The following is a 22,903-nucleotide window of genomic DNA, read 5'->3' as shown; positions in this document are numbered from 1 at the left end:
TACGGGATGATCCGAGGCAGCCCGGTGTCCGGCTGCGCTGCCTGGACGTGCGCCAGAAGCGCAGCACACGGCCCCCGGCGCGGTGATGTAGTGCGCTGACCTGCCGTGGTCGGGCATACGACGCCTTACCCCAGCCTGATCCGTACTCCGATCCGCGGCGACGGCCCACCGGCCGACGGCTTCGGACAGGCCGCCCTGAGCCGTGACAGCGGCCACGTGGAATTCCCCGCGGGTGGCCAGTTGCTGGGGAGGTAACTGGCCACCCGCGGTCACCGAGTGTCACTACAATGGCTCCGCGTCTGACCTCAACTACTGGTTCTTCTTAGTGGTGAGTACACAAAAATCCTGGTGCCCGGAGTTCTCGCAACCGCCATAATGCGCAGATCGACTCAAGCAGTAAGAAGTAGGGCGAGTGCTGATGGGCCACCATGAATATGCGAGCGGAACTGAGCCGCGTGCGCTCTTGATCACGGGCACCGTCGGTGTCGGCAAGACCTCGGTCGCCGACCTGGTCGGCGACCTTCTGGCTGAGGCCAGTGTGCCGCACGCGGTCATGGACCTGGACCGCCTCAACCAGTCGTGGCCAGCACCTGACGAGGACCCGTTCAACTTCCGCCTGCTGCTGCGCAACCTGCGCGGCCTGACCGCCAACTACCTCGACGTCGGCGTGCGGCGGTTCGTGCTGGCCGGGGTCGCTGAGAACACGGCCGACCTCGACGGCTACCAGGCCGCGATCGGCATGCCGCTCCAGGTCTGCCGCCTGATCGCGGACCTGCCTGCCGTGCACACCCGGCTCAGGCTCCGTCATGAGGCCGCCAACGACCCCGAGTCCCTGCCCTGGCACCTGGAACGGGCCGGCCAACTCCACCAGATCATCGATCAGGCCGCCATCGCGGACTTCACCATCGACACCACCGAGGTGCCGCCCTCGGCCGTCGCGGCCAGTGTCCTCAAGACCGCCGGATGGATCTGACCCGGCGACACGATGGAACCGCGGCGGCCAGCCTCGCCGTGTCGTCGTGGCAGGTGACCATGCGACCCTCCGAGCTCCAGATCAGGTCGCACAGTCGTGACGGAACGTACATGCAGCAACTGGCCGTACGCGGGGAATTCCGACTGGCCGCTGACAGAGCCGGCCGAGGGCCGGATGCCTGATGTGGGACGGCACGTAATGGAGCACCTCACGGTGGCAGGGCACTGCGGAGCCCTGCCACCGCGTCCGAGAGCTGATCCCGGGGACCGGGTTGAGGTCACAGCAAGCGGTCGACCAGCCCGTCGACGTAGTCCGGGGTGAGCGGGCCCATGCCGAACAGGACGCGGATGTACATCGGGGCCAGGATGTGGTCCAGCACGCCGAGCGCATCGGGTGCGTGTTCGCCACGTTCGCGGGCGCGATCGAGCATGGACTGCAGTTGCCGGGTGCGTTCGTCGCGGAGGTCGTCACGCGCCTGTAGGCCCTGCTGACCGCTGCTCGACAGGGCGACGGCCAGGCGCACCACCAGCAGACCGTCGGGTCCGCTGATCTCGCGGGCGACCTGGGCCGCGTAAGCGCGCAGGTCGCCGGCCAGGCTCCCGGTGTCGGGCATCGGCGACTGCGCGTTGAGGCGGGTGAGCGCCACGTCGGTGAGCAGGGTTTCCAGGCTGCCCCACCGGCGGTAGATGCTGCTGTCGGCCACGCCGGCGCGCGCTGCGACCTCGCCGACGGTGAAGTTGCCGTAGCCGCGCTCATTGATCAGGTCGGTCACGGCCTGGTGCACCTGCGCGCCGACGCGGGCGCTGCGCCCGCCGGGTCGCCGGGCTGGCTGTCGCTCGTTCATGCTCCCACCTTAACGCAGTCATGACTTGCGTTTGTGAGGCAACCCTCCCTATGGTCCTCTAACGCAGTCACTGGATGCGTTAGAGCGCTCAGGTGTACCGCCACCCGCGTCAACCGTTGGCGGGGAGCAACTGGCAGTTGAGAGGAATCCCCATCACTGAATCGCTTGCGGCCGTAGGCAGTCGATCGAATCGGGCCGTGCTGCTCACGGTGACCTGCCTCGGCCAATTCATGGTCCTGCTCGACAACACGATCGTTGGAGCGGCGCTGCCTGATATGCAGCACCGGCTGCACACTCAGTTGACCGGCCTGCAATGGATCGTCGACGCGTACGTACTGCTGGTCGCCATGCTGTTGCTGTCCGGCGGTATCTTCGCCGACCGGTTCGGCCGCAAGCGGGTGTACCTGACCGGCGTGGCCGTGTTCACCGCCGCGTCGGTGGTGTGCAGCCTCGCCCCCTCGCTCGGCTGGCTGGTCGCCGGCCGGGTGCTGCAGGGCATCGGGGCCGCGGCGCTGAGCCCTGCCTCGCTCGCCCTGCTCGCCGCCGCCTATCCCGTACCGCAGGAACGAGTCAAGGCGATCGGGCTGTGGGCCGGATTCAGCGGAATCGGTCTGGCCGCAGGCCCCGTGGCAGGCGGCGTGCTGACGGACGCCTTCGGCTGGCCTGCCATCTTCCTGGTCAATCTGCCCTTCGGCGTGGTCCTTCTGCTGGTCGGTCTGCGCAGCCTTGAAGAGACCCGCAATCCGGGCGCCCCCGCGATCGACATCCCGGGGACGGTGCTGTCCGTTCTGGCGGTGGGGACACTGACCTACGGACTGATCGAGGGTGGTGCCCGCGGCTGGACGTCGCCGGTGATCCTGGGCAGCTTCGCCGCCGCGGTGATCCTCCTCGCCGCCTTCGTCGCCGTCGAAGCGCGTCGTGCCGCTCCGATGCTGCCGCTGCGGCTGTTCCGGCAGCGCCTGTTCACCGTGTCCAACACCGCCGTGATCGTGGTGGGGTTCGCGCTCATGGGTTCGTCGTTCTTCTTCTCCCAGTTCTTCGTATACGTCCAGGGCAGCTCGATCCTGCGCGCAGGCCTGCAGACCCTGCCGGTATCCCTCGCCATGGTGATCGTCAGCCCGTACGCGGGCCGGCTCGCCGCCCGGTACGGCTTCCGGATCGTGGTCACCACCGGCCTGGCCTTGGCCGGTCTGGGACTGCTGGCGCTCGGTATGGTGCACGCCGACACCGGCTACGGGAACGTGTGGTGGCGGCTCGCACTCGCCGGCATCGGCTTCGCCCTGACCATGTCCCCGCTGACAGGGGCCGCCATCCAAGCGGTCAGCCCCCAGGAAGGCGGCCTCGCATCAGGCATCAGCAGCACCACTCGCCAGATCGGCGCGGTGCTCGGCGTGGCGGTACTCGGAGCCATCGTCCGCACCCGGCAGTCCGGCGGTGCCTCCTTCGAGACCGGCCTCAACAGCGCCTTCGTCGCGGCCGGCGTCGTCACCTTGGCCACCGCCGTGTTCACCGGCCTGTGGCTGACAAGGTCCAGGCCCTCGGAAGGCTCCACGGTGCCGCGACGTGCCGCTGATCCAGGTGCGGTCACCACCTCGAACAAGGCACCCGTGAACAGCCGTTGACAGCGACACCGAGCTTGGCCGGGAGGCGTCCCGCCGGATGATCCCCCGGCGGGACGCCTCCCGGTCGGCAAGATGATGCCCCGCGCCTCTCACAAATGACCGTTTATGAAATGACCGTTTATGAGATGAGCTGGGGCCGTCGGATGCGTAGGCTCGGGGCCGTGGCTGATCAGATACAGAAGATCGTGACGGGGCTGCCGGACCTGAGGGACGTCACCGGCGCGCTTGTATCGCCCGCAACGGCTCCCAGATCATCGCGGGGATCGGAGTCAACAACGCCTTCCCGTCCGGCCCCTGCGCCCAGCTCGTTGAGGCGGAACCGGCAAGTGGCTGAAGGCGCCTTCGTCTGCCGGTTGAACCATGCGCCGGCTCCGTACCCCTACGCGGGACCAGCGCATTCGTCTGACATGCTGGACGCCCTCGCTCGGCGCCGCCGACACTGCGATCACCCCCGGGCCGCAACCGGCATCGAGCCGTGGCCTCCAGGGCCGACAACCACGCGGTCGGCTACGAGCCGCCGTGCTCACTGCCGCGATCAACCAGTGGCTACGGCGTACTGGTCCGATGACAACGCGAACATGCGCACTCGCCGACCGTAGGCGGGATTGACGGTCTCACAGACCGGATGCATCCCCAGTTTGGTCATGATCCGTTCGGAGGCCTTGTTGCCCACTTGAGTGATGCTGACGATCCGCTCCAGGCCTCGCTCCTTGAACCCGAACCGGACAGCGGCGGCAGCGGCCTCGGTGGCCAGGCCCTGCCCCCAGTGGGACCGTCCCAGCCGCCAGCCGACCTCGACCGCCGGCAGTACCTCAGGGAAGTAGGTGGGCACCGCAAGGCCGGTGAACCCGGCCAGCTCGCCAGTGGACCGGATCTGCACGGCGAACATGCCGAATCCCTGTGACTCCCACTCCTTCTCCCATGCCTGGACCCCGTCGCGAGTCTGCTGTTCGTCACGGACGCTGCCGTCGCGGATCCACCGCATGACCTCGGGGTCGGCATTGACGGCGGCCATCGGCACAATGTCTTCCTCGCGCCAGCGACGCAAGATCAGACGGGGAGTCTCAAGCGTGATCACCCGGTCATTCTGGATCACACATGCGCTCTGCGTCATCCTCACCGGGCACTTCACCGCACGCTCTGACCCCGGTTCAGCCCCAGCTGCGCCCGGGACGGACCGCGGCCAGACGGCGAATGCAATGCGCCGATCAGTGGCTCCGGTTGCGGGGGGGGGCGACGACTGAGACCCGAGTTGCGCAGCGGGTCGAGCCGTAGCACTGCGAGGCGCGACGTCCCGTGTCGATGAAGTAGCGGTCGCATCCGGGGGCGGCACAGCGACCCCGTGCGCAGTAGCCGCGTTCGCTGAGCCAGAGCGTCAGGGCGAGCGCGGCAGTGGACAGCGGCCATACAGATGGCTGCGCGTCGTGGGGAGCCGGGGTGTGGAGTGACCAGCGGCGTTCCGGCAGGCGCACCAGTCGAGGCTGGGCGGGATACCGGTCGAGCGGGGTGTTCATCGCCTCGGCGGCGCTGTCCTCATCCTTGATGTCCGGGATGCTGGCGATATCCGCGGCGGCCTCCCGTACGTCTGCGGCGCAGGGTGAGGGCTGCGAGGTCACGCCGGCGCCCACACCGTCAGGTCCCCCGGACAGAGCCGACTCCGCCTCCGGGTGCTGTGGTTTGCTGGCTTGTCGGTGTGATGTCGTGGCCGAGTGGCTACGATCGCCAAATGACTGTGGACGAGCGCATCATGCGGACTCAACTCCTCTACGAACGTGCCGTCTTCGGCGGCGATTCCGCCGCGTTGGTGACGGCCCATCTGGGCCTCGATGAGGTTGAGGCCGATCTTGCACCGGCCCGCGGCCGACTGATCCGGCGTCACCGAGATGCCCCATCACGAGCCGACGCTACTGGCCCCCGGAAGGTGCGCCGGTCAGCCCCGCCACGGATCACCCAGACGAGGCGTGAATCCGGCCCGGTCAGCCCCCAGACGCAGTTCCCGCCTCCCACCCGCCCCGGCACATGGCTACCTACGCCCCGGTGTGCACGGTGGCCGTGACTTCTGGCGTACTTCCCAGGCCGCTTGAGCTTCGGCCCGCCAGTTCGGATGCCCTCAGGTTCAGCTGCTGTTGGCGATCTTCTCAGCATCTTTGTCGGCCTTCGCCAGCGCGGCCAGGCAGTCAGCGGCGTTCTTCCGGCTCTGCGCGTCCATCTCGGGCCCGGTCCCCGCGAACCGCATGATCGCCGCATCGGCGTCCCCGTTGTCCCACCGCCACGCCTCCAGCAGATCAGTCGGCTCATCGCCGGCAGTGAAGTACGCATCTGCCTTGCTGAACGCGGTCTGCTTCATGTCCAGGCCAGCGATCGCCTTCTGGTCCCAGGCCGGCCAGTCCGAGGTGCCGACGGCCTTCTCACCCTGGGCGAGGAAGTCTCGGAAGTCCTGGTCTTCCTGCTCCAGGATCGCGGCGGCTTTCTTCCGCGCCTCGGCGGTGGCCAGCCTAGCTGCGGGCGTACTGGTGACGCTGAGCGTGACAGAAGGGGCGGCTTTGGTGGGGCCTTGGTCTTTACGGGAGCGGTGGCTGGCACCTTGGACGGGGCGATGCTGCTCGTGTCCGGGCTGGTCTTGGCGTCAGTCTTGCTGCTGCCAGTGCCGGTTAACGCTCCGATGATGCCGAGCAGGATGAACAGGCCGACCGCGCTGAGGAGCCAGAACCCGACGATCCTTTTGGCGCCGCGCTTCTTCCGCGGCGCGTTTTCCTCCTCGGGCTGGTGCGGTGATGCCCAACTGGGCAGGCGCTGGCTCATGTTGCCGCCTTGGTTGCTGATTTCAGAGAGGGGGAATGTAGCTGCTGTGCGCTCCTCGTAAAGGCGCTGTGGTCGATTCGTGACACGAACAGAGTGGCGGACGGTCACCGTCCCCCTCGAAGGCGAGCAGGCGCAGTAGCAGCGGTGTCGGCAGCGCCGAATTGCGGGCGACTCCGTCCAGGGCGGATGCGTGGAACGCCACCGCCCAGAACGTCGCCAGCGTCGCGACGTGCTCGATGCTCGTCACCGTGCACCCCCGGCCACCACAGGCGCGAGGCCGCGTTGTCCGACCCCTCGAAGGCGCGCCCGGGGTGTGGGGTGCATCTGGTGTGGTGATCCACTATGAGGGACCGAGCCGGTCACCAAGGAGCCAGGGCATTCGATTCTTGTTGGTCTCGGTCGCGGGCGCGTTTGAAACGTGCCAGCCCGTCAGCGAGATCGATCAGCGGGGCCGGGTAGCCGAGGCCATCCCTTACGCCCTTCGGGAGTCGCCAGGGTTCGTGCACGTCCTGGCCGTCCACGTTCTTCAACTCAGGCACCCAACGGCGTACGTAGGCGCCGCTGGGGTCATAGCGTTTGCCTTGCCGGACGGGATTGAGGACACGGTGGGGACGGGTGTCGGTGCCGGTGCCGGCGGCCCACTGCCAGTTGAGCTGGTTGTTGGCGATGTCGCCGTCGACGAGCAGATCCAAGAAGTGCCGGGCGCCGATCCGCCAGTCCACGTAGAGCGTCTTGGTGAGGAAACTCGCCACCAGCAGCCGTCCCCGGTTGTGCATCCAGCCCTCGTGGCGCAGTTGGCGCATCGCCGCGTCGACAACGGGATAGCCGGTACGTCCTGCCTTCCACGCGGTGATGTCGTCGGCCGCCTCGTCTTCGGTCCGCCAACGGTCGTGCCGGGAGCGGTAGTCCTCGAAGGATGTCCTCGGCCGGGCCGCGAGGACCTGGTGGTGGAAGTCGCGCCAGCACATCTGGCGTACGAACGCCTCAGCCCCGGCGCAGTTTCGGGCGCGGGCCCGCTGGACGACTTCGACCGGCGAGAGCGCCCCGAAGTGCAGATATGGCGAGAGGCGCGAGGTGCTGTCGCCCGCAAGATCGTCGTGGCCGTCTTCGTACCCGGACAGGCTCGACCTGGCCCACCGGGAGAATCGCTCGCGCCCTGCTGTTTCGCCGCCGCGCGGAAGGCCCGGGGAGAGGCCGGACAGCGCGCCGCGGTCCGGCAGGGGTTCCCCGCGCACGGCGTCGGGCACCCGCACCGTGCGGGGCACCGGGCAGACCTCCCGCAGCCTCTCCTGCGACCAACGGCGGAAGAAGGGCGTGAACACCGCGTAGTGGTCGGAGCCCGCAGGGGTCGCGGCACCGGGGGCGACGGCAGTGACCACACCGTCGTGTACGTGCAGGGCAGCACCGCACCCGGCGAGGGCATCACGCAGGCGCTCCTCCCGTCGCTGGGCGTAGCCGGTGACGTGGGCGGCCATGTGCACCTGCGCCGCCCGGCACTGGGTGACGACGTTGCAGACCTCTTCGGCCACCGGTCCGGTGCGCACCACGAGGCGCCCCCCGCGTGCGCGCAGCGACCCGTCCAGGTCGGCGAGGCAGTCGGCGAGGAATGCGCTGCGGTTGGGCGCGTCGAAGCCCGCGGCGTGGATGCCCGGATCCCGGACAAAGAGCGGCACAACCTCGTCCGCGGCCGCGAGGGCGGCGCGCAGCGGTGGATGATCGTGCAGACGCAGATCCGAGGTGAACAGGACGACCGCGACCGTCATGGAGCAACTCCTGGGTGGTTGGTGTTGTGAGGTCACGGGCGCTTTGCCCGCCCGGTGCACTGCCGCCGGTGGGTCTCGGACCGGTGCTTGCTCGGGCGTGCGCTCTTCCCTTTGGCGGCGGTCTGGGTGATGTTGCGGGCCATGCCGCCGAAGACGACGTTGTGGAACGGGAACACGGTCCACCAGTAGGCGTGCCCGAGGAGGCCGCGGGGGTAGAACAGGGCTCGCTGCCGGTAGCAGGTGCGGCCATCGGTGCCCATCTCGGCGTACATCTCCAGCCACGCCAGTCCTGGCATGCGCATCTCCGCCCGCAGCCGCAGCAGGTGTCCAGGTTCGATCTCCTCGACCCGCCAGAAGTCCAATGAGTCGCCGACCCGCAGCCGCTCCGCATCGCGGCGCCCTCGTCGCAAGCCGACGCCTCCGACGAAGCGGTCGAGCCACCCGCGTAGGGCCCAGGCGAGCGGCAGGGAGTACCAGCCGTTGTCTCCGCCGATGCCCTCAATCACCTTCCACAGCCTGTCAGGGGACACGCCGACCGACAGCTCCCGTTCGTCCCGGTAGAGGCTGCCGCCCGCCCAGTCAGGGTCGGTGGGCAGCGGGTCACTGGGAGCGCTGGGCAGGGCGGCGGATGACCAGCGGGTGGCGACGTGCGCCTCCCGCACCCTGAGCACTGCCAGGGCGAGCGCCTCGTCGATCGGCTGTGGCCACCCCGGCAGGTCCGGCACGTACCGCGCGATGTCGTGTTCGTGGCATACGACCTCGTGGCGCAGCGATTCTGTGAGGGGCCGGGCGATGGCGGCGGGCACCGGGGTGATCAGTGCGACCCAGTGGCTGGAAAGTCTTGGGGTGAGGACCGGAACCGGCATGATGATCCGCTTTCGCAGCCGGGCTACGTCGGCGTAGCCGCGCATCATCTGCTGGTAGGTCATGACATCGGGGCCACCGATGTCGAAGGCCCGGTCGACTTCGGGCGGCATTGTGGCCGAGCCGACCAGGTAGCGCAGCACATCACGGATGCCGATGGGCTGGGTACGGGTGTGCACCCAGCTGGGAGTGACCATGACCGGCAACCGTTCGGTCAGGTAGCGCAGCATCTCGAATGAGGCCGATCCCGAGCCGATCACGACTGCGGCCCGCAGCACGGTGGCCGGCACCGGCGCGTCCAGGAAGATCCGACCTACCTCGGCGCGGGAACGAAGGTGCGGGGACAGCTGTGCCTCCGATACACCGCGTGGCGTGAGTGCGCCCAGATAGACGATCCGCCGCACCCCCGCAGCCTGCGCCTGCTGGGCGAAGATGCGGGCCGCACAGCGGTCGGTCTCCTCGAATCCGGCACCGGAGCCGAGAGCATGCACCAGATAGTAGGCGACATCGATTCCGCGCATCGCCTCCGCTACGGAAGCCTCGTCGGTGACGTCACCCGCCACCACCTCGACGTTTTCCGCCCAGGGGTGGTCACGGAGCTTCCCGGGCGAGCGGGCCATGCACCGCACGCGGTGGCCTGATTCCAGGAGTTCTGGCACCAGGCGACCTCCGATGTAGCCGGAGGCGCCAGACACCAGGCAGTTCAAGGACTGTTGGGTCGGCTGACGCTCAGGACCCATGTTCGTGCCTTCCATCGTGCTGACGCCGCCCCGCCTCGCCCCATAAGTTCTCACGGCGCATAGCCCCCTGGGGGCACCAAGTGCGTGGCGCGCCCCGGGCCCTTGCATCCTGGCCGTCGGCTCTGGGGGCATCAGGACGCTAATTGACGATGTGGACGGTGGCGTTGGAGGTCTGCACCTCCCCGCACACGATGTTCCCCTTGTGATTGACCGTGAATTGCGTGGGTCACTCTTTCGTGTGCGAGACCAATCCGTACGGCGGGGGGGGGCGTCGCCACGCAGGAGTCGGAGATGAGCATGTCGGTGCGGTGCGAGGGCTGCGGCCTGGAGTACGCGGGCGCCCGCGGCCCCGCCGGACTGCTCGCGCTGCGCCCGGACTATCTGCGGCTGCTTGCCCAGGTGCCCGCCTTCCACCGGGCCGCCCGGCGACTGCTCGCACATGGCAGCGAAGCGGCGCTCGGCCTGGGGGAGTTCCTGGACCGAGAGGGGTTCTCGCCCTATTTCCGGGCGCACTTCACGACCCCGCTGGTGTCGGCGGTCTGGTCCTGCGACGCGGCCACCGCACAGCGCTACCCGGCCGGGTATCTGTTCCGCTTCCTGGAACACCACGGGATGCTGTCGGTCGGCGGGTCCCCAACCTGGCGCACCGTGACCGGGGGCTCGCGCAGCTACGTCCGGCAGGTCGCCCGGCGCCTGCCCGCAGTGCGCGTCGCGACACCGGTGCGCGCCCTGCGGCGGCACACCGACGGCGTCAGCATCGTCACCGGCGACGGCGCCACATCGGCGTATGACGGTGTGGTCGTCGCCACGCACCCGGACCAGGCCCTGAGGCTGCTGGCCGACGCCACCCCGCTGGAGAAGGAGGTCCTCGGCGCCTTCCGGTACTCCCGCAACACCACGCTGCTGCACACCGACACCGGCGTACTGCCGCGCTCGCGGGGCGCCCGCTCCTGTTGGAACTACCTGATGCCGTCCTGCACGGCGGGCCCCGGCCAGGTGCGGGTCAGCTATGACATGAACCGCCTCCAGCGCCTGGACGCCCCCGAGACGTACGTGGTGACGCTCGGCGGCGCGGACCGCGTCGCCCCCGCCCGAATCCGCGCGCTCATGGTCTACGAACACCCCGTCTACACACCGGAATCGGTCGCCGCCCAGCAGCGGCCGCCCGAACTGAGCACCGCCGTAATGGCGTTCGCCGCGCCTACCACGGCTGGGGCTTCCACGAGAACGGCTGCCGCTCCGGGGCCCTGGCCGCTGCGGCCCTGGGGGTGCGCTGGTGACGAGCGCCGCCCCCGCCCTGTACCGCGTCGCGATCACCCACGTACGCACCGCGCCGCGGCGGTACGTGCTGCGCCACCGCACCTACATGTAGCTCATCGACCCTGGCCATCTTCCCGACCTCCCGCCGCTGCTGAGGCCGTTGGCGCGCTTCGATGCGCGCGACCACTTCACCGGCGAGAGGCGCTCCCTGCGTGCGGGCCTCGACGCCTTCCTCGCCACGCACGGAATCGACCTGGCGGGCGGCCCGGTCACGATGCTCACCCACGCACGCGTCTTCGGGTACGTGTTCAACCCGCTCACCCTCTGCTGGTACCACAGCCCCGACGGCGCCCTGCGCTGCGTCGTCGCCGAGGTCCACAACACGTACGGCGGACGCCACAACTACCTGCTGCGGCCGGACGGTTCGGGCGTCGCGGTGACGGACAAGGAGTTCTACGTCTCGCCGTTCTTCCCCGTCGACGGCCGCTACCGCATGCAGCTGCCGGCCCCCGGTGAGCGCGTCGACCTCACCGTGCACCTGGAGCGCGACGGCGGCAGGCCCTTCACCGCGACCGTCCGCGGCACCCGCCGCGACGCCCGTACGACGACCTTGCTGCGCCTCGCCCTGCGCAGCCCCTGGTCCACGCTCGCCGTGTCCGCGGCCATCCGGCTGCACGGCATCCGTCTGTACCTGCGCGGGCTGCCCGTGCAGCCCCGCCCCGGCCACCGCACCCCGGAGAACGCTTCATGAGAACTGGCGAGGACCGCACCGCCCCCGCGACGCACACCGCTGTGGACCCGGGGCGCTGGCCCGACGTCGCCGCGCCGCCGGCCGCCTCCCGCGCCCGGACCGCCTCGCCGCCACCCTCAGCATCACTGCGAACGTCCCGCTCATCGTCGTATCGAAGACGCTGCGGCACTCAAACGCTCTCGATGACCGCCAACGTCTACGCCCACCTCACCCACGAGGCCCCCCACGAAGCCGTCGACGCCATCCAGACCACACTCCACGCCGCCGAACGCGAGCAAGCACGACACACTCGCCACCGGATCCGTGACTGCTGGCGCCGCTGGCCGCGACCACACCGAGACCACCACGGCCCCATCCGCCGCTGGCTCGCAAAGCTCCACTCCCCTGCCCCGGCGGCCAGTTCGCCCTCCGCCTCCGCACCCCCAGGGCCTGGTCCGCGACCACAATGCGACCACCACGCCCCGAAACAACCGAAAGCCCACCTCCGCATCACTGCGAAAGTGGGCTCCTCCCGCAGTTCAGGGATTGCCAGCTGGCCACAAGACCTGCGTAACGCGGCGTGAATCGAAGCCGCGGCAGCGGCCACGGCTGGTCCGACGCCAACAGCACCGCCTGCAACGCGATGTCGCCGTCGATGAAGGCCTGGAGCCCGGCGTCGATCAGCCCAGCGATGGCGGCGGCCCGCTCCGGTGACTTGCGGTCCTCCGGGCAGACTCAGCCGTCGCACTGCGCGCGGTGGCAATGTGGACAGGGCGGTTCCGCACTGGCGGACTCGGACTTGGGTGACGTAATCGCCTGGTCAGGTCACGCGCCGACGCGGAAAATGTGCCGGGCGGCAGAAGTGCCGCCATGATCGGCGGTGGCCCGTTGCACCCCTGTTCTCGCAGGTCCGCCAGTGGATGGCTGATGTCCGTCGGGGCGCGGGGGTTGGCGGGAAAACGGCGAACCACTGCTGGGCCGGAGCCGTTCTCCCCAATGGCGTCCTGGATCGCCTGGGCGCCGGGCCCGCGCGTCGGCTCCGATCGGCCGTGGATCCTTTGGTGCTCTCAAGTGTCCCGACCGAAGGGAACGTTGATGCACGCTCATCGGCTTCTTTGGCGCACCGGCGGCGACGCACGCCCGCCGGGCGGAGCCCGGCGCTTACGCCCGCTCGTGTCCCTCGTGACGGCATTCCTGCTGGCCTGTGCGGGAGTCGTCACGGCCACCGGCACCGCGCGGGCCGTGAATGGCGATGGCACTTCACCGTTTGCCACGTACAACATGCACGGCTCCGACAACGGTTCACGGTGGACGTCGGAGGTGGCGCCGCTGGCCGCGACCAACCAGTTGGTGGCGCTGCAGGAGGCGGGTGCCGGGCCGCCGTTGCCGGCGCACGACAACGACCGCAACGAGTTCCGCCAGATCCGGCTCACTCCCAATCGTGCCCCGCAGCCCAGTTCCGTGCAGCGGGTGACCTGGGCGGGCGGCCCGAACGGCAGCAACCGCTACGTGTACTTCCTGCAGACCGACCCGCGCCGGGTCGCCGGTACGGACCTGGACACGTGGGACGGCGGCCAGATGAACCTGGCGTTCGTCACCGACACGCCGGCCGATGACGTCCGGGTGCTGGAGAACCCGGCCTACAACCCGGACCCGAACGCTCCCAACAACCGCTACCGGGCGCGTCCCCTGCTCGGTCTGCGGTTCGGCAGCACCTGGTACTGGAACACCCACGCCCGCGGTGAAGACGTGCAAGGACTGCTCGGCCGGGTCCGCGACTTCGCCGCCACCGACGGCCGGAACTGGGTGCTGGCCGGCGACTTCAACGTGAACATCCTGAACCGCTCCGACGACGAGGCCCGCAACCAGTCGCTGCATCTGCGCGCGGATGAGGCCCTGCTGCGCACGGGTCAGCCGACGTACATCGGCGGCGACACTCCGAGCGAGCTGGACTACGCGATCACGCGCGGCGTGCCAGGCGGGTTCGCCGCGACCGTTCCCCGGGGCGGCGGATCCGACCATGTGCCCGTCGAGTTCGCCCGCACCCCGCCGCCGGTTCGCGCGCCGCTCCCCTCCCACGTCTTCCACAGCGTGCTGGCCGCCCCGACCGGCGGTCTGCTGCAGGAGAATCCGAACCGTACGATCACGATCGGCCAGGCCCGCTACAACAGCAGCCAGACCTTCCAGATGTTCACCACCGATGCGCTCACCCACTACCTGCAGAACACCGGCACGGGTGACTGCATCGCGATCGCGCCCAGCGCCCGCCGAGCCGTGTCCACCCCGATCGTCACCGGACGGTGCGACGACCCGCGAGCGCAGTGGACCATTGCTCACCTCGACGATCCGCCGGCCTGGAACGACGACAACGGCGGACCGCAACGCTGGCGGAACGTGGCCGCCCCCGGCCTCTGCCTCACCCCGAACGGCGCCGCGGTGAGCGCCGCGCCGTGCACTCAGGACGCCGGCCAGCTGTGGTGGGACAACGCCGCCTCCCCGCCCGCCGGCTGGCAGACCACCGGTGACAACATCCGCCTGGAATCCTCCTTCCTCGGCGGCCGGCTGCGCCGGGCCGGCAACGTCCCCGGAACCTTCGTCTACACCGCACCCACGCCGCCCCGATCATGGTGGATCTACTGGCTGTTCTACGAGAAGCAGGACTTCGGCTGGAACATCCAGCGAATCAGCCGGGACGACAACCTGGTCCGCATCCAGAGCCTCAGCGGCAACAACCAATGCCTGGGCAGCCAGGACGTGAACGCCAACACGCAGACGGCCGCCCTGCTGTATGGGTGTGACGACGCCCGCGGCGTCGCCGCAGCCGGCCAGCGCTGGCTCGCCGAGGCATACCCGGACGGATCCATCCGCTACCGCAACGAAGCCAACCACCTGTGCCTGCTGGCCCCCGACGGCGACCGCGGCCGCGTCAACCTCTACACATGCCAGGACATCCCCGCCGAACGCTGGAACACGGTCAGTCCCTGAACCCCGCCGGGCCGCCTGGACCACCGCACGACCGGCCCAGTCGGCCCGCCCCATGGCCTGGTACGAGCGCCCACCCCTCGTCCGGTGTCCGGGCGTGGTGGTGGTCGGCGTGAAGTGCGCGTCAGTGCTGTGAGGTCGAACCGCACGGCTGCCCATCGCGTCTCCCTTGTTGATGTGGCGTCGTGGGGGGGCACATTCTTCGGGGCGGCATCGTTCATCGGATGCCTCCGGGAAGGACTCCCAGAATGTGGTCACGGAGCTACAGCAGGAGGACTGTCCGCTTGATCGCCGGAGCCGCACTGGTGGTGACGGTCGCGGTTGTCACGGGGTGCTCGACGGGCACGGACTCCGCCGCGGACAAAAAGCCGACCGCGAGCAAGCCGACCGCAGGCAAACCGACGGCGGCCGCCTCGGAGCCCCGTCAGTCAACAGCCGAGGAAGCGGTTGCCTCGTGGGTCACTGCGGTCATCAAGAGCCAGCTGGAGCAGGCGTGCCTGATTATGGCAAAACCGGCCACGGCTCCCTCGGCCGCTCAGGTCGGCACCTCGTCGGGGTACAACAGCACTACGCCCGAGATGCGTCAAATGCGGGAGAATCTCGGAAGGTTCCGCATGGCGTTCACGCCCAAGCCGCCCACGGACAACCCGAAGGTGGAAGTCGCCCGAGTACCGGAAACCAGCGGCACGGCGGTAGTCCCCGCCGACAAGATCACCATCGACGGACAGACTCTTGAGAAGGTCATCCTTTCCAACTCCACCGGGATCAAGCAAGGACAGCTGGACGTCAAGACGGAGTCCGCCAGGATCAAGGATGCCTGGTATGTGATCAGCATCGATTTCCACGTCGGCTGATGCCGTGGCCGGGTACGTCGACCAAAGAATGCGCGGGCCTGAGCAGAAGCGCCGTGCCGAAGGATCAGAACAGTTCGGCCTGCCCCACTGCGGAGGGGGCTTACGACCTGGAGTCGCCGGGGGTCGGCACCCGTAGGGGTTTGGCGAGCCGGGGCACCTTGGTGCAGCGGCCGGCGCGGTAGGCGGAGGCGACCGCGCCGGAGCGCGAGCGGCACGGCAAGCCCGGCTGCGCCTCTCACTTCGGGCAGGGACGGCGTTCGATGTCGTCCGCGTCCGACCAGCCGGATACGGAAGGGTCTTGAGGGTCCGTCATGAGCTCGGATCTTCGCACCATGCAAGTCTCAGAAAGGGGTCACTCCCCCGTTCGAGTGCGAACGGGGTCCGAGAGCTCACCCAAGATCATCAAGAGTCTGGCCTTGGGCCGCATTGCCGCCGGGCGCCTGGCGCCACGCCTCGGGTGCGGCCCGTCCTGCTGACCGCCGCGACCACCTTGACCGCGCCTCGGCATTGCTGGTCCTGTCGACGGCCACGCCGACCAGGTGTTCACCGAACCCGTCTATCCGCTGCTCGGCGCGAGCCTGGCCAACACGCTGCTCACCGGCATCGCTATGACCGCCATGCTCCGCTCCCGCACGGGGCTGGCCTCCGCAACCGTCGGCACCTCCCGGCAAGCCGTCCTCGGCTTCGCCGTGATGGGATCTCTCGCCACCACGCGCGGTGCACGAAGCGGTCAGACCGGGCCGTGTTCGACCCGAAACCTGCATACCCCGCAGCCGGGGTTGCGACGGGTGCCCTGTTACCGGTCACCATCTGGCTCACACTCCGGCGACCGGCCTCGACCGCACCGGCGAAGTCCTCGGGGCCCGCATAGGGCCGCCGCCTGCCGGCGTCCAAGCCAGGAGGGGTCCCGCGTCCCCGTCCAGCCAAATGGAGAGTACCCTCTATATTAATTGGATCGATCTCTCTAATACTTCCGGAAGGGGTGGGCCATGGCCGTGCTGAACACCGGTGACCGCCGGACACCGGCAAGACGTGGGCGGGCGCTGGCGGGGACCGACGCCACCATCCTCGCTGCGGGACCTGCGGCCACGTGGGTGGCGGTCGCCGGCTCCCTCGGAGCCCTCCCGTATGTCGCGATGAAGGTCTACTGGGCCTGGGGCGGCACCGCGGGGAAGCCCGCCGGGATGGACCTTGCCGACGAGTTCACCAAGAACGGAGCCCCTCGCTTCCTGGTGTGGATGGAGCGGCACGGCCTCGACTTCACCGCGATCGGCATCCTGCTGGCCGTCACCTTGCTCGCCGCGCTCGTCCGGCCGTGGGGTCAGGTCTTCCCGCGCTGGGTGCCGGGGCTCCGGGGCCGACGGGTTCCGCGGTGGCTGTTGCTGGCTCCCGGCTGGGCGGTCGCAGCGACCCTCACGCCATATGGAGGTCTCGGCCTTGTCGTCATGGCCACCGGCGGTCTGTCCACGGCGCACCTGGCCGGTCTGTCTCCCACGGTGTTCGTCATCGGGTTCGTCAACTTCTTCGCGATCGGCCTGTCCCTCGGCGTCTGTTCGCTGTCCTACCAGCGTCGGACCCTGACATACGGAGGCCGTACCGCCGACCGGCGCGGACGGCGGACGTGGCTTGCCGTCGGCGAGCCCACTGGTTCGACGACGGTCCCTCCGGCCGATCCCGGTGCCGGACACGACGGAGATCACGAGCGCAAGGCCGCCTTCCGGAGCACTCCGCTCCCGGCTCCCCGGTGGGCCGTCCGTGCCGCCCACGCGGCCGCCCTCACCGCCGTGCCCTCGGGCCTGTGGCGGATAGCTCTCGGGTTCGGCCTGCCTGTCGGCTACAGCGATGCCGCACTTCACCGGTCGTTCCAGATCCCGGGCTGGGGCAGTGTCGCCGTCATCGGCCTCAGCGTGGTCTCCGAGGCCCTGGCCCTGCTCACCCTTGGACTGGTCCGGCCGTGGGGCGAGGTCGTACCACGCTGGATACCGTTCATCGGAGGACGACGTGTTCACCCGCTGGCGGCCGTCATTCCCGCCGCGCTCGGCTCACTGGCTCTCATGGCCATCTGGAGCGGCTTCGCGTTGTGGTGGTCCCACGAGCACCACCCGGCGTTCCAGGGACCCTGGCGCGACATCGTCGGAGTCTGCTATCAGCCCCTGGTGCTCTGGGGCCCGCTGCTCGCGGCCGTCACCTTCTCCTACTACCGGCGCCATCGCGCCTGAGTCCTCAAGGCGTGGCTCACGATCGCAGCATTCCTCGTCGGCCTGCACAAATCGCCCATCCGAAACTCCACAACCAACGATGAACCCTGCGACAGGAGGTTACTCGCATGATCAAAGGGGCTGGCCGGCCTCTGGCGTTCATCGGCGCCGTACACCTTCTCGTCGGACTGCTGCTCAGCCGGACCCACTTCGGGGATTGGCTGTTCTTGCGGCTTTGGGGCCACTGGTGGGAGGACACCCGCGCGGCCAATGCCTTCTGGGGCAGCCCGGCCGGCTTCGGTCTGCCGCTGTTCGTCAGCGGCCTCTTGGTGACGTGGATGGATCGACGTGGCATAACGCCGCCGGTCTTCCTCCCCTGGGTGCTGCTCCCCTGGACTGTCGTCTGTACGGTCAGCGTGGAGCCGTCCCCCGCGCCGCTGGCGACAGCCGCATCCGTTCTGCTCTTGGTGGGAGTTTGTCGGTCCGCGCGCCCCGCCGGGTCATGATCCGATGCCGGCGACCATGGTGCGGGCCAGTGCGGTGCACGGAGCACCGTCGGCTTCGCCGGCCTGGCCGGTGATCAGAGTGAACAGTGCACCGCCGAACAGGGTGATCAGGGTTTCCACGTCAGCCCCCGATGTGGTCAGCCCGAGGGCTTGGTGCTGCTCATGGGTGAAGTCGACCGCCGAGCTCTTCATGGCGTCGAAGGTCTGCTGCAGGGCGGGGCAGCGGGTGGCTTCCAAGGAGAGTTCGTACACCGCCAGGTACCGGTTGCGGTGCTGCTTCACCGAGATATCCACCGACATCGCCAGCGGCCCGATCAGGCCTCAGTGGGTCACCGGCGACAAGCGGGAGCACCACCTGCTGGACCGCCCACGCAGCCGCCCGGCCCGCACCGCGATCGGCGTGGCCGGCATCACCTTCTACGGCGTCCTGTGGCTCGCCGGCGGCAACAACCTGATCGCGACCCGTTTCCACCTCTCAGCGGAGACCCTCAGCTGGACGCTGCGTGTCCTGGCCTCCGTCGACCCGGTCATCGCGTTCTGGTGCACCAAGCGCATCGCCCTCGGCCTGCAACATCGCGACCAGGAAAAGGTCCTCCACGGTCGTGAGACCGGCATCATCACGGTCTCGGTGGGAGGCAAGTTCACTGAGGTCCATGAGCCGCTATCCGCAGGCGAACGGTACCGGCTGACCGCGCATGAGGTGCAGAAGCCGCTGGAACTCCAGCCGGACACCGATGAGAACGGCGCGCCACGGCCCAGGAATCGGTCGCTGAAGATCCGGGCCAAGCTATCGAGGTGGATGTTCTCGGATCATGTCGACCGCATGGATTCCCCACTCATGCATCCGAGCCGGGATCCGGACAGCAGTGACCACTGAGCGTTCGAGTCTACGGCTCAGCCCGAAGCCGTCGGGAGTCGTGTCGCCTTTCCCGGACGATCCGACAGAAGCCGTTCCAGCAGAGAAGGGCAGAACAGGTGATGAGTTCCCAAACGCGTCGTGGCAAGGACTCCGAAGTGCATGGGATCTTCCAGAAGATCGCCGGGTACTACGACCGGATGAACTTCGTCATGACGCTCGGCCGTCATGAGAAATGGTGCCGGGAGGTGGCCGTTCTCGTCGCGCCGCACGGAGGCGGGAAGCTGTTGGATCTGGCGACGGGGACGGGCGCGATCGCTCTGGAGGCCGCTCGCAGGTACCCCGCCGCCACGGTGACCGGCCTGGACTTCTCGCAGGAGATGCTGCGCCGGGCGAAAGCCAAACCCGGGGCCGCCGCGGTGCGCTGGCAGCATGCCGACGCGGCCTGTCTGCCCTTCGAAGACGAGTCCTTCGACGGGATCACCGAGGGCTACCTCCTCAGGAACGTCGAGGACTTGGACCGAGCGCTCAGCGAACAGCGCCGGGTCCTCAAATCCGGCGGCCGCCTCGTGATCCTCGAAACGTGCCCCCCGAGCGGCCCGGTGAAGCCGGTCGTGCAGTGGGGAATGCGTGTCATCGTTCCGCTGCTGGGACAGGTCGTGGCGCGCGACCGCACGTCCTACGCCTATCTCGAATCCAGCACGCGGGAGTTCATGTCGCCGCAGCGCATCGCCGAGGTGCTGCACGGGCTCGGTTTCGAGGACATCGGGTGGCGTAAGACGTTCTTCGGCACCAACGTCATCATGTGGGCCACCAAGACGGCGTGACGAACGGCGGCGACAGCGCTCGCATGCGACCGACGCCGCACGGCCTCACGCCCTACGAAGGGGCGTGCGGCCCGACGGAGGCACCCTGCTACGACGACTCGGCGGTAGTCATCTCAGTCCTCGAAGTCTGTGCACGTGTCGCGAGCGCCGTGGCCACGGTTTGCGCCAGCCCCGACGCCAGCACCGCTCCGGCCAGCGTCATCATCCCGCCGACCAGGCCCAGGCCGCGCATGTCCTTGCCCTCCGACAACGGCACCTTCAAGGAGGCGCAGACCATCCACCAGAAGCCCCATGAGAAGAGCGCACCGGTGCCCAGCCAGGCTGCGGCGAGCGTCGTGTGCGCCGACCGTGCATCTCGGCTGCCGGCCAGGATCAGCATGGCGGCGGTCCCGGTCAGTGGCAGCAGCGCGAACACGCCTTCCATGACCAGCCGTACCTGCCATGTCTGGTCCAGGTCCGGCCGCAGTCCCGTGCCGCCGGCCGCCCAGTACAAGTGGATCCCGGCGGGGAGCAGGCTGAAGGCCGCGACGCCGACGATCGTGATCTTCTGCACGGCGAACGTCGGGCCCATGGGCAGATCCCCGAGCTGCAGCCGGAATGCCGGGGCCCAGCGAGAGCGCGCGTAGAGGAAGAACCCGATCGCGAGGCCGATCCCCTGCAGAATGAAGCCGGTGTAGACGATCCCGAACACCCAGCCGGCGATGTCGTCTGCCGGGTCGTGCCGCGGCTCGCCGCCCGCGGTCCCGGTCATCGCCGCCACCAGGCCGGACAGCGGGGCGCCGATGAGGATCGGCCCGATGAATCCGGTGGCGACCCACAGTGGGAAGACCAGCAGCCAGGCCGGGATCCGGCGGCCCCAGGGCCTGATGAGCGCGAGCGCCAGCGTCGCGGCGGCGGCGTCCATGCCCAGTGTCGCGAGATTCGCCCCGACCATCGTCGGGTTCTCCATCGCGTCGCCCTTGACGCCGATGTGACTGCCGGCGGCCCAGGCGAGTTTGAGGGCGAGGTAGGGGAACGTTGCCGCGATGGTGCCGTAGCAGGCGATGACGCGCAGGCGACTGATCGGAGGGGCCTGCTCCGTCACGAAGTCCGCATCGGGTCCTGCCGAAGGCTTCATGGGGTGTGAAGTCATTTCTTCCCTTGTCATGCTTCTACCATCAGGATCCTTGTGGTCCGGCAGCGTGGTGGACCGGATCCGTCCGCGGCGCCTGCTTGGCGCGGTGGGCGGCGACGAGCAGGAGGATCTCCGCGGCCAGGTCGAGCGGGGGTGCGAACCCGGCGAGCGCCGTGCCGCCAACCGTCCAGGTCAGCAGGGCCCAGGCGATGAACGGCGGCGGGGCGATGCCGCGACGGTTCAGCCACATGATGGTCAAGCCGATGATGACCATCGGCGGGCCGAAACTGTTGTAGGTCAGCCAATATGCGCTTCCGGCCGGGCTCATCGCGGCCAGGTCGGAGCCCCACAGCTTCCCGCTGAACCAGTCGCCGGCGTGGCTCGCGGCGTGCTCGATGGTCAGCGCGAGCACTGTGTGCGCTGTTCCGAATGTCACCAGGAGCCATCCGGCCCAGGTGATCAGCTGCCGGTTCCGGGACGGCCCTGGGTCAGCTTTCGCGGTCATGGTGCACCTTCTTGTCCAGGTCGCGGTCGCGGTCGAGCCAGGCTCTCTCCCAGCGCCGGGTCAGGGCTGGGTAGATGACCAGGTAGCGGAAGGGTTTGATGAAGGCCAGATAGAACCGGCCGAGCCGGCCGCCGGGTTTGGTCAGGGCGGCCATCCGGAGTTCGTAGCCGCCGTCGTCGGTCGCGACCCAGCCCAGGTGGCACACGATGTGGGCGGTGGAGTTGGCCATCTCCTCCACGCACTCGTCATGGGTCTGGTACACCGGCGTGAACGGGATGTTGGGATCCTTGTGTCCAGGGCAGCGGCGCAGGTCCTCCGGAAGGCGATCCCGCAGGGACGTCACGGCGGCGTCCAGGCCGGCCTGCGGTTTGTCCCAGCCGAACACCGCGCCGAGTTTCCAGCGCACCGCGAACAGGAACCGGGTCGGCCAGGTCGTCTTCCCGGGCCGGTTGCTGGCCTCCAGCGCGGCCAGCATCACGGGGAAGTCGTCCGGTCCGGCGCCGGGAGTGCGGAACGACCAGACGTCCTCGATCCGGAAATCCGGTGCGATCTCGTGGATGAGCCAGGGACGCGAGGTGTGGGCCTCGATGGGCATTCTCATATCGCGTCACCCCTGCGGCGAGATGGAGAGTCGGATGGGTGGACCACCATGTTTGAGACCTCCTTGGTCAAGGCTGAACGGCCGCCGGGGCGTCGTGCTGTCCGGTCGGCGCCAGGCGGGTGTCGCGCTCCCACCGGCGCTGCCAGCGGCGCTCCCAGGAGCGCATGAGGGCGGGGCAGACGACCTGGTGCCTGAAAGGCCTGATGGCGGCCATGTAGGCGGTCCCGAGACGGCCGTTCGGTTTCACCAGGACGGCCATCTGGCCGCGCCAGCCGCCCTGCTCGTCGGGGACCCAGCCCAGGTGCACCACTCCGTGCATGGTCCGGTTGGCGATCTCTGCGGCACGTTCATTGCCCGACTGGTAGAGGAAGGTGAACGGCGACCGACCGTCGCCGGGGTGGATGGCGGCCGCTTCAGACAGCGTCGGAGGCAGGCGGTGGCGCAAGGACCGCACCCGGGTGTCGAGTCCGCCCCGGTCCCGGTCCAGGCCCAAAGCGGCGCCGAGCTTCCAGCGCAGCTGCCACAGCATGCGCGCGACCGGCGGGGCGTCCTGCTGGAAGTCGCCGTCCTGAAGCATCGACACCAAAGTCGTGAAGCCGTCCGGGCCGCCGGGGGTCGGCAGGGCCCAGACATCCTCCAACCGGAAGTCGGGAGCGATCTGGTGGATCAGCCAGGGCTGTTTCTCGTGGGCCGTGTTCGGCAGGCGCATGGATGCACTCCGATCGACATGCATGGGGCGGATTCAACTGGTCGTCGCAACACCTTGATTTCGGAGGTGTGCGACGTGGCCACGGCGGACTGGGCTCTGAAGACCAGCGATGTTCCCGAGGGGCGGCGTCGGCAGTGGCGTGCTGACCGTGCG

At 68.9% G+C, this 22,903-nt stretch carries 19 protein-coding genes and 2 pseudogenes; 10 read left to right on the top strand and 11 right to left on the bottom strand.

All coding sequences use genetic code 11. The annotated features are described in order from the left end of the window. Nucleotides 1-463: 463 nt before the first annotated feature. Complete coding sequence (locus tag BG418_RS18560) at nt 464-973, top strand: hypothetical protein (RefSeq protein ID WP_188275030.1); 510 nt, start codon at nt 464-466, stop codon at nt 971-973. A 277-nt stretch (nt 974-1,250) separates the two neighbouring features. Here the strand turns inward: BG418_RS18560 and BG418_RS18555 are convergent, their stop codons facing one another. Next, complete coding sequence (locus tag BG418_RS18555; protein WP_188275029.1) at nt 1,251-1,817, bottom strand: TetR/AcrR family transcriptional regulator; 567 nt, start codon at nt 1,815-1,817, stop codon at nt 1,251-1,253. A gap of 197 nt (nt 1,818-2,014) precedes the next feature. On the opposite strand from BG418_RS18555, the gene BG418_RS18550 reads away from it, so the two are divergent. Next, nucleotides 2,015-3,439: an MFS transporter gene (locus BG418_RS18550; RefSeq protein ID WP_188275028.1), complete on the top strand. Its 1,425-nt coding sequence runs from the start codon at nt 2,015-2,017 to the stop codon at nt 3,437-3,439. A gap of 535 nt (nt 3,440-3,974) precedes the next feature. Here BG418_RS18550 and BG418_RS18545 read toward each other — a convergent pair. The 5 genes from BG418_RS18545 to BG418_RS18525 all read right to left on the bottom strand — a co-directional run bounded on the left by BG418_RS18545 (nt 3,975) and on the right by BG418_RS18525 (nt 9,608). After that, nucleotides 3,975-4,514 (bottom strand): GNAT family N-acetyltransferase, encoded by a 540-nt coding sequence (locus BG418_RS18545; protein ID WP_398999334.1) that lies wholly within the window; start codon nt 4,512-4,514, stop codon nt 3,975-3,977. A gap of 133 nt (nt 4,515-4,647) precedes the next feature. Next, on the bottom strand, nt 4,648-5,055 hold the full coding sequence (locus BG418_RS18540; protein ID WP_188275026.1) for a CGNR zinc finger domain-containing protein: 408 nt from the start codon (nt 5,053-5,055) through the stop codon (nt 4,648-4,650). A 500-nt stretch (nt 5,056-5,555) separates the two neighbouring features. Then, nucleotides 5,556-5,786 carry a hypothetical protein gene (locus BG418_RS18535; RefSeq protein WP_188275025.1) on the bottom strand — a complete coding sequence of 77 codons (231 nt, stop codon included), beginning with the start codon at nt 5,784-5,786 and terminating at the stop codon, nt 5,556-5,558. Between the two features lie 814 nt (nt 5,787-6,600). Next, on the bottom strand, nt 6,601-8,004 hold the full coding sequence (locus BG418_RS18530; protein ID WP_188275024.1) for a deoxyribodipyrimidine photo-lyase: 1,404 nt from the start codon (nt 8,002-8,004) through the stop codon (nt 6,601-6,603). 32 nt (nt 8,005-8,036) lie between these two features. Beyond that, a complete protein-coding gene (locus BG418_RS18525; RefSeq protein ID WP_188275023.1) occupies nt 8,037-9,608 on the bottom strand; it encodes an SDR family oxidoreductase in 1,572 nt (523 codons plus the stop codon). A gap of 267 nt (nt 9,609-9,875) precedes the next feature. Between BG418_RS18525 and BG418_RS18520 the strand changes: the two are divergent. The 6 genes and pseudogenes from BG418_RS18520 to BG418_RS41225 form a co-directional block, all read left to right on the top strand. Next, nucleotides 9,876-10,888, top strand: a pseudogene (locus tag BG418_RS18520) (NAD(P)/FAD-dependent oxidoreductase); the annotation flags it as partial. Further along, nucleotides 10,885-11,619: pseudogene (locus BG418_RS18515) on the top strand (DUF1365 domain-containing protein). The pseudogenes BG418_RS18520 and BG418_RS18515, both read left to right, overlap by 4 nt. 1,161 nt (nt 11,620-12,780) lie before the next feature. Beyond that, on the top strand, nt 12,781-14,583 hold the full coding sequence (locus tag BG418_RS18510) for a ricin-type beta-trefoil lectin domain protein (protein WP_188275022.1): 1,803 nt from the start codon (nt 12,781-12,783) through the stop codon (nt 14,581-14,583). 281 nt (nt 14,584-14,864) lie between these two features. Next, nucleotides 14,865-15,434, top strand: coding sequence for a hypothetical protein (locus BG418_RS18505; RefSeq protein WP_188275021.1), 570 nt, complete (start codon nt 14,865-14,867; stop codon nt 15,432-15,434). Nucleotides 15,435-16,423: 989 nt separating this feature from the next. Then, the gene (locus BG418_RS40920) at nt 16,424-17,653 is read left to right on the top strand and encodes a hypothetical protein (protein ID WP_317453691.1); all 1,230 of its coding nucleotides are present in this window, start codon (nt 16,424-16,426) and stop codon (nt 17,651-17,653) included. A 107-nt stretch (nt 17,654-17,760) separates the two neighbouring features. Next, nucleotides 17,761-18,138 carry a DUF6463 family protein gene (locus BG418_RS41225; RefSeq protein WP_223185066.1) on the top strand — a complete coding sequence of 126 codons (378 nt, stop codon included), beginning with the start codon at nt 17,761-17,763 and terminating at the stop codon, nt 18,136-18,138. On the opposite strand, the gene BG418_RS18495 is transcribed toward BG418_RS41225, so the two are convergent. Then, nucleotides 18,133-18,420: a hypothetical protein gene (locus tag BG418_RS18495; protein WP_188275020.1), complete on the bottom strand. Its 288-nt coding sequence runs from the start codon at nt 18,418-18,420 to the stop codon at nt 18,133-18,135. The two genes, BG418_RS41225 and BG418_RS18495, sit on opposite strands and share 6 nt — an antisense overlap. 118 nt (nt 18,421-18,538) lie before the next feature. On the opposite strand from BG418_RS18495, the gene BG418_RS18490 reads away from it, so the two are divergent. Together BG418_RS18490 and BG418_RS18485 are read left to right on the top strand one after the other, a co-directional pair. Beyond that, a complete protein-coding gene (locus BG418_RS18490; protein WP_188275019.1) occupies nt 18,539-19,015 on the top strand; it encodes a hypothetical protein in 477 nt (158 codons plus the stop codon). 137 nt (nt 19,016-19,152) lie between these two features. After that, nucleotides 19,153-19,821 (top strand): ubiquinone/menaquinone biosynthesis methyltransferase, encoded by a 669-nt coding sequence (locus tag BG418_RS18485; RefSeq protein WP_317453690.1) that lies wholly within the window; start codon nt 19,153-19,155, stop codon nt 19,819-19,821. A gap of 88 nt (nt 19,822-19,909) precedes the next feature. Here BG418_RS18485 and BG418_RS18480 read toward each other — a convergent pair whose 3' ends face one another. The 4 genes from BG418_RS18480 to BG418_RS18465 all read right to left on the bottom strand — a co-directional run bounded on the left by BG418_RS18480 (nt 19,910) and on the right by BG418_RS18465 (nt 22,750). After that, complete coding sequence (locus tag BG418_RS18480; RefSeq protein WP_188275017.1) at nt 19,910-20,938, bottom strand: hypothetical protein; 1,029 nt, start codon at nt 20,936-20,938, stop codon at nt 19,910-19,912. 40 nt (nt 20,939-20,978) lie between these two features. Then, entirely contained in the window at nt 20,979-21,440 is a 462-nt protein-coding gene (locus tag BG418_RS18475; protein ID WP_223185063.1) for a DUF6463 family protein, read from the bottom strand. Then, entirely contained in the window at nt 21,424-22,041 is a 618-nt protein-coding gene (locus BG418_RS18470; RefSeq protein WP_188275016.1) for a DUF2867 domain-containing protein, read from the bottom strand. The genes BG418_RS18475 and BG418_RS18470 overlap by 17 nt, the downstream gene beginning before the upstream one ends. Nucleotides 22,042-22,108: 67 nt before the next feature. Then, the gene (locus BG418_RS18465; RefSeq protein ID WP_188275015.1) at nt 22,109-22,750 is read right to left on the bottom strand and encodes a DUF2867 domain-containing protein; all 642 of its coding nucleotides are present in this window, start codon (nt 22,748-22,750) and stop codon (nt 22,109-22,111) included. Nucleotides 22,751-22,903 lie beyond the last annotated feature (153 nt).

Origin of the sequence: Streptomyces sp. CBMA152, assembly GCF_014596475.1 — a bacterium.
GTDB lineage: Bacteria > Actinomycetota > Actinomycetes > Streptomycetales > Streptomycetaceae > Streptomyces.
This window is presented reverse-complemented; position numbering and strand designations above follow the sequence as displayed.

Bases quoted from the DNA above. Each gene is read 5' to 3' on its own strand.
- BG418_RS41225 (WP_223185066.1), top strand. From the start codon at position 17,761: ATGATCAAAGGGGCTGGCCGGCCTCTGGCGTTCATCGGCGCCGTACAC.
- BG418_RS18530 (WP_188275024.1), bottom strand. From the start codon at position 8,004: ATGACGGTCGCGGTCGTCCTGTTCACCTCGGATCTGCGTCTGCACGAT.
- BG418_RS40920 (WP_317453691.1), top strand. From the start codon at position 16,424: ATGGCCGTGCTGAACACCGGTGACCGCCGGACACCGGCAAGACGTGGG.
- BG418_RS18475 (WP_223185063.1), bottom strand. From the start codon at position 21,440: ATGACCGCGAAAGCTGACCCAGGGCCGTCCCGGAACCGGCAGCTGATC.
- BG418_RS18480 (WP_188275017.1), bottom strand. From the start codon at position 20,938: ATGAAGCCTTCGGCAGGACCCGATGCGGACTTCGTGACGGAGCAGGCC.
- BG418_RS18525 (WP_188275023.1), bottom strand. From the start codon at position 9,608: ATGGGTCCTGAGCGTCAGCCGACCCAACAGTCCTTGAACTGCCTGGTG.
- BG418_RS18535 (WP_188275025.1), bottom strand. From the start codon at position 5,786: ATGAAGCAGACCGCGTTCAGCAAGGCAGATGCGTACTTCACTGCCGGC.
- BG418_RS18470 (WP_188275016.1), bottom strand. From the start codon at position 22,041: ATGAGAATGCCCATCGAGGCCCACACCTCGCGTCCCTGGCTCATCCAC.
- BG418_RS18465 (WP_188275015.1), bottom strand. From the start codon at position 22,750: ATGCGCCTGCCGAACACGGCCCACGAGAAACAGCCCTGGCTGATCCAC.
- BG418_RS18555 (WP_188275029.1), bottom strand. From the start codon at position 1,817: ATGAACGAGCGACAGCCAGCCCGGCGACCCGGCGGGCGCAGCGCCCGC.